Genomic DNA, 5,538 nt, shown 5'->3' with positions numbered 1-5,538 from the left:
GACAGCGACTGCAACAGCATCTCGATGCTTGGCCACTTGTACCGCACCGCTTCCGGCCCGCGGCCACAACCTCCCCAGCCGATTCGCTCCCGTCCGGTCGCTCATCCCTCGCACGCTCGTTCGCGCCGACGCGCTCACGTCGCGCGCCACCGCGGTGCGGCCACAAATTGCCAACGATCGAGATGCTGTCGCGGTCCGCACCGTCCGCCGGAACGTCGCCGTCGTTCTCACTATCCACCGACATGCCACCCACGTCCTACGCTCGGCAGTAAGGGAAACATCCACGTACTGCGCCCCACTCCCCCCGAGTAATGCGCTCCACCTCACGAATCCACATCGACGGAGGAACCGCCGCGTGACCGACGAGTCCACTCGCGTCGGCGTCGACATCGGCGGCACGTTCACCGACGTGGTCGCCGTCCGCGACGGCGAGATCACCGTCACCAAGACGCCGTCGACACCCGACGAGCCCGCCCGCGGCGTGCTGAACGGGCTCGGCGAGAGCGAGTCCGCGGCGGGGTACGAGCCCGGGGCGGTCGAGTTCTTCAGCCACGGCACCACCGTCGCCACCAACGCCGTCCTCGAGGGCACGTGGGCCGACACCGCCCTGGTCACCACCGAGGGGTTCCGCGACGCGCTGGAGATCGGCCGCCAGGACCGCCCGGACATCTACGACTTCGACGCCGAGAAGGCCGAGCCCGTGGTGCCGCGGGACCGCCGCTTCACCGTCCCCGAACGGCTCGACGAGCGCGGGACCGTCCTGCGCGAGCTCGACGAGGACGCCGTGCGGGAGGTCGCCGCCGCAATCGACGACACCGGTGTCTCGGCGGTTGCGGTCTGTCTCCTCTTCGCCTTCGAGAACCCGACACACGAGCGCCGCGTGGCCGAGATCCTGCGCGAGGAGCTGCCCGACGTGTCGGTCTCCCGGTCGAGCACCGTCCTCCCGGAGATTCGGGAGTACGAGCGCAGCGTCACCACGAGCCTCAACGCCGCGCTCAAACCCGTGATGTCCGACTACGTCGGCGATCTGGAGCGGGAGGTCCGCGGCCGCGGCGTCGACGCCGGGGTGAAGATCATGCAGTCCAACGGCGGGCTGATCGACGCCGACGCCGCCCGCGAGCGCCCGGTGAACACGCTGCTCTCGGGGCCCGCGGCGGGCGTGCAGGGCGCGACCCACGTCGCCGGCCGCGCGGGCTACTCTGACCTCATCACGATGGACATGGGCGGCACCTCCTGTGACGTGTCGCTCGTGCAGGACGGCGAGCCGGTCGTCTCGACGGACGTGGCCGTCGGTGACTACACCGTCGGCGTGCCGATGATCGACGTGCACACCGTCGGCTCCGGCGGCGGCTCCGTCGCCTGGGTCGACGCCGGCGGCGCGCTGCGCGTGGGGCCGCGCTCGGCGGGCGCCGACCCGGGGCCGATCTGCTACGGTCGCGGCGGCGAGCGCCCGACGACGACCGACGCCCACCTCCTCCTCGGCCGGATCGACCCCGAGGGGTTCCTGCCCGAGGACCGCGACGTGGGCGTCGCCGACGTGCGCGCCGCGTTCGAGGAACTGGGCGAGAAGCTCGGGATGGGGCCAGCGGAGACCGCCCAGGGCGTCCTCGACGTGGCGAACGCGAACATGGCCCGGGCGCTGCGGGTGGTCTCCGTCGAGCGGGGCCACGACCCCCGGGAGTTCGCGCTCGTCGCCTTCGGCGGCGCGGGCCCGCTCCACGCGCCGACGCTCGCGGCCGAACTCGACGTGCCGACCGTGCTCGTCCCCCGGACCGCGGGGGCGCTCTCGGCGCTGGGGCTGCTGATCAGCGACGTGGGGTACGACTACAGCCAGTCGATGGTCCGGGCCTGGAGCGAGGTCGACCCCGAAACCGTCGCGACCGCGTTCGCGGAACTCCGCGCCGAGGGCGACAGCGAACTCGCTGCGGAGAACGTTCCGTCCGACCGCCGCGAGTTCGAGCGCGTCGCCGACCTGCGCTACGCGGGCCAGTCGTTCGACGTGTCCGTCCCGCTCCCCGAGGGCGAGGTCGACGCCGCGACGCTCGAGACGATCGAGCGCCGCTTCCACGAGCGCCACGAGTCCCGGTACGGCCACGCCGACCCCGGGGAGCCGGTCGAACTGGTGACGCTGCGCCTGCACGCCCGCGGCGTCGTCGACTCGCCGGAGACGGCCAGCGTCGGCGCCGACGGCACCGTCGACGACGCCGTCGCCGAGCGCCGCGAGGTCCGCTTCGACGGCGCCGCCCACGACGCGCCGATCTACGACCGCGACCGCCTGCCCGCCGGCGGCGCGTTCGACGGGCCCGCGGTCGTCGAGGGGCCGGAGAGCACGGTCGTCCTCCGACCCGGGCAGTCCGCCGAGGTCGATCCCGACGGCACGCTGGTCGTCGACACGGGGGTGGCACAGTGAGCGACGATCCCGCGGGTGGGGCGGCCCCCGGCGGCACCGAGGTCGACCCGGTTACCCTCGAGGTCGTACGGAACGGCTGCGTCGCGGTCGCCGAGGAGATGAACGCGAACCTCGTCCGCACGGGCTACTCGCCGAACATCAAGGAGCGACGGGACTGCTCGTGTGCGCTGTTCGACGCCGACGGCGAGATGGTGAGCCAGGCCGAGAACATGCCGGTCCACCTCGGCGCGATGCCGTTCTCGGTCGCCGCGGCCGTCGACGCCTTCGAGGGCGACCTGCACCCCGGCGACGCGATCCTGCTCAACGACCCGTTCCGCGGCGGCGCCCACCTGCCGGACCTCACGCTGGTCTCGCCGGTGTTCGCCCCGGAGACCGTCGACGACGACGACCCGCGGCTGATCGCCTACGCCGCCAACCGCGCCCACCACGCCGACATCGGCGGCTCGACCGCGGGCTCGGTGGCGGCCGACTCGACGGAGATCTACCAGGAGGGGCTCCGGATCCCGCCGGTGAAACTGATCGAGGGCGGCGAGATCGACGACGACGTGTTCGGGATGATCCTCGCGAACGTGCGCACGCCCGACGAGCGCCGCGGCGACGTGCGCGCCCAGGAGGCCGCCAACGAGACCGCCCGCGAGCGCGTCCACGGGATGGTCGACGAGTACGGCGCCGACACGCTCGAGGCCGCCTTCGAGGCCGTGAAGGACTACTCCGAGCGCCGGATGCGCAGCGAGATCGACGAGTTCCCCGACGGCACGTACGCCTTCGAGGACCTGCTCGACGACGACGGCCGCGGCAACGAGGACCTCCCCGTCGCGGTCGAGGTCACTGTCGACGGCGACGAGGTCGGCGTCGACTTCGCCGGCACCGCCGCCCAGACCGAGGGGCCGATCAACGCCGTGCTGGCGGTCACCTCCTCGGCGACGTACTACGCGGTCCGCTGCGTGACGGACCCGGAGATCCCGCCGAACCACGGCTGCTACCGACCCATCTCCATCGACGCGCCCGAGCGCAGCCTCGTCAACCCCGAGCCACCGGCGGCGGTCGTCGGCGGCAACCTCGAGACCAGCCAGCGCGTCACCGACGTGGTGCTCGGCGCGTTCGCGACCGAAGCGCCCGAGCGCGTGCTCGCGGCCTGCCAGGGGACGATGAACAACGTCACCTTCGGCGGCACGGACCCGCGAGGGGCGGACGGCGACGCTGACACCGGGGCGAACGGCGACGGCGAGCCGTACGCGTTCTACGAGACCCAGGGCGGCGGCTTCGGCGGCCGCGCCGGGAAGGACGGGATGGACGGCGTCCACGTCCACATGAGCAACACGATGAACACGCCCGCGGAGGTGCTGGAGACGGCGTACCCGCTACGGATCCTGCGCTACGCGCTGCGGCCCGACTCCGGCGGCGCCGGCGAGTTCCGCGGCGGCCTCGGCCTCCGGCGGGACATCGAGGTTCGGGGGCACGAAGCGCGGTTCAGCCTGCTCGCGGACCGCCAGCAGCACGCCCCGTACGGGCTCGAAGGCGGCGACGAGGGCGAACGCGGCGCCGCATTCCTGTACGACGACACCGACGCCTACGAGGCAGCGGTCGACGGCGCCGACGCCGGCGAGAAGCTCCCCCAGAAGTCGGTCCGGGACCTCCCGGCGGGGAGCGTCGTCAGCATCCGCACCCCCGGGGCGGGCGGCTACGGCGACCCGGCGGAGCGCGCGCGGTCGGCGATCGAGCGCGATCTCCGCCTCGGGAAGCTGACGCCCGCGGCCGCCCGTGAGCGCTACGGCGTCGACGGCGCGGAGCCGTCGGCCGGGTCCGACGAGCCGGCGGCCAGCGACGACGAGTAGCCCCCGGACCATCCGGAGGCTTATGGTCGCGGCTGGCGACGGTCGAGTATGAGCGACGACGACGGCCCCGAGGTCCCCATCCACTGCCCCGAGTGTGAGACCACCACTCGCGTGCCGCTCGACGACCTCGCAGAGCGGATCGACCAGCACAACGAGTCGGTCCACGACGGCGAGGAGCTCGCGCGGGTCGACCCCGAGCTCGCCGCGGCGTTCCAGGATCTCGTCGTCGAGGACCTCGGGCTGCTGGAGGAGGAGTAGCGTGCCGAACGCTTATGGCGTCGCTGTTCGAGGGTAAGGCGTGTTCCGTGACCGCCGCGGGGTGAGCGAGACCGTCGGGTTCGTGCTGGTGTTCTCGCTCGTGATGCTCACGGTCGGCACCGTTCTCACCGTCGGCTACGCCGGCCTGCAGGACGCCCGCGACGCCGAGCGCGTCAACAACGCCGAGCGGGCCTTCGACGTGCTCGCGAACAACGTCGAGGACATCACCGCCCGCGGCGCCCCGAGCCGCGGGACGGAGATCCGGCTGGCCGAGGCGAGCATCGGTCCCGGCGAGCCCGTGACGGTGAACGTCTCGGGGTTCGCGGCCGACGGCTCGCGGGAGTTCTCGACGGGGAACGACAGCCTCGGGACTGTCGTGTACGAGGCCGACGGCACGCGGATCCGTTACGTCGGCGGGGCGGTGACGCGCGTCCAGTCGGGCGGCTCGACGCTGCTCGGCGACCCCAACTTCCTGATCTCTGAGGACAGCGTGATCATCCCGGTCGTGGAGCTGACGGTCCAGGAGCGGACGATCGCCGGCTCGCGCACCGTGCTCGTGCGCTCGGAACGGGAGCTCCACGACGTGGAGATCGACCAGTCCGGGATCGACCGACTGGCAGTCAACCTCACGACCCCGGCCGCCGGGGCATGGGAGACGTACTTCGAAAGCGAGGGGATGACCTGCGAACGCCCGGACGGCGACGACGGCACCCGACTCACCTGTGAACTCGAGGAGAGCGACGGGTTCCGGGTCCAGCTGATCCGGTTCACCATCGACGTGACGTTCGACTGAGTCGCGCGTTCGCTTCTCGGGGTGGTCCTCAGAATTGCCTGGAACCGCTACACCTGTCGGGGTACCACCCCGATTTACTGATTCTCGCCTTTCGTAGAACTCTGTCGCTCAGATGGACTCGCTGGGAGTCTCGCGAGCGAGCGCAGCGAGCGAGTGAGACTAAAGCGAGTCCAGCGACTGAACGAACGAAGTGAGTGAAGAAGTGGACTCGCTGGAATTTGAACCCGGAGGAAGACGGTCGC

The 5,538-nt window shown here is 71.8% G+C and carries 4 protein-coding genes; all 4 read left to right on the top strand.

The genetic code is table 11. From position 1 onward, the window contains the following. Nucleotides 1–355: 355 nt before the first annotated feature. The 4 genes from ACP95_RS14810 to ACP95_RS14795 are packed head-to-tail and all read left to right on the top strand — an operon-like array spanning nt 356 to nt 5,296. Nucleotides 356–2,410 carry a hydantoinase/oxoprolinase family protein gene (locus tag ACP95_RS14810; RefSeq protein ID WP_049981940.1) on the top strand — a complete coding sequence of 685 codons (2,055 nt, stop codon included), beginning with the start codon at nt 356–358 and terminating at the stop codon, nt 2,408–2,410. Further along, entirely contained in the window at nt 2,407–4,245 is a 1,839-nt protein-coding gene (locus ACP95_RS14805; RefSeq protein WP_049981939.1) for a hydantoinase B/oxoprolinase family protein, read from the top strand. The genes ACP95_RS14810 and ACP95_RS14805 overlap by 4 nt, the downstream gene beginning before the upstream one ends. Before the next feature lie 48 nt (nt 4,246–4,293). After that, a complete protein-coding gene (locus tag ACP95_RS14800) occupies nt 4,294–4,503 on the top strand; it encodes a hypothetical protein (RefSeq protein ID WP_049981938.1) in 210 nt (69 codons plus the stop codon). 40 nt (nt 4,504–4,543) lie between these two features. Further along, the gene (locus tag ACP95_RS14795) at nt 4,544–5,296 is read left to right on the top strand and encodes a DUF7289 family protein (RefSeq protein WP_049981937.1); all 753 of its coding nucleotides are present in this window, start codon (nt 4,544–4,546) and stop codon (nt 5,294–5,296) included. The last annotated feature ends 242 nt before the right edge of the window (nt 5,297–5,538 follow it).

Origin of the sequence: Halolamina rubra (assembly GCF_000739555.1) — an archaeon.
Taxonomy (GTDB): domain Archaea; phylum Halobacteriota; class Halobacteria; order Halobacteriales; family Haloferacaceae; genus Halolamina; species Halolamina rubra.
The sequence above is the reverse complement of the archived record's forward strand: the minus strand, read 5'-3'. Positions and strand labels throughout refer to the sequence as shown.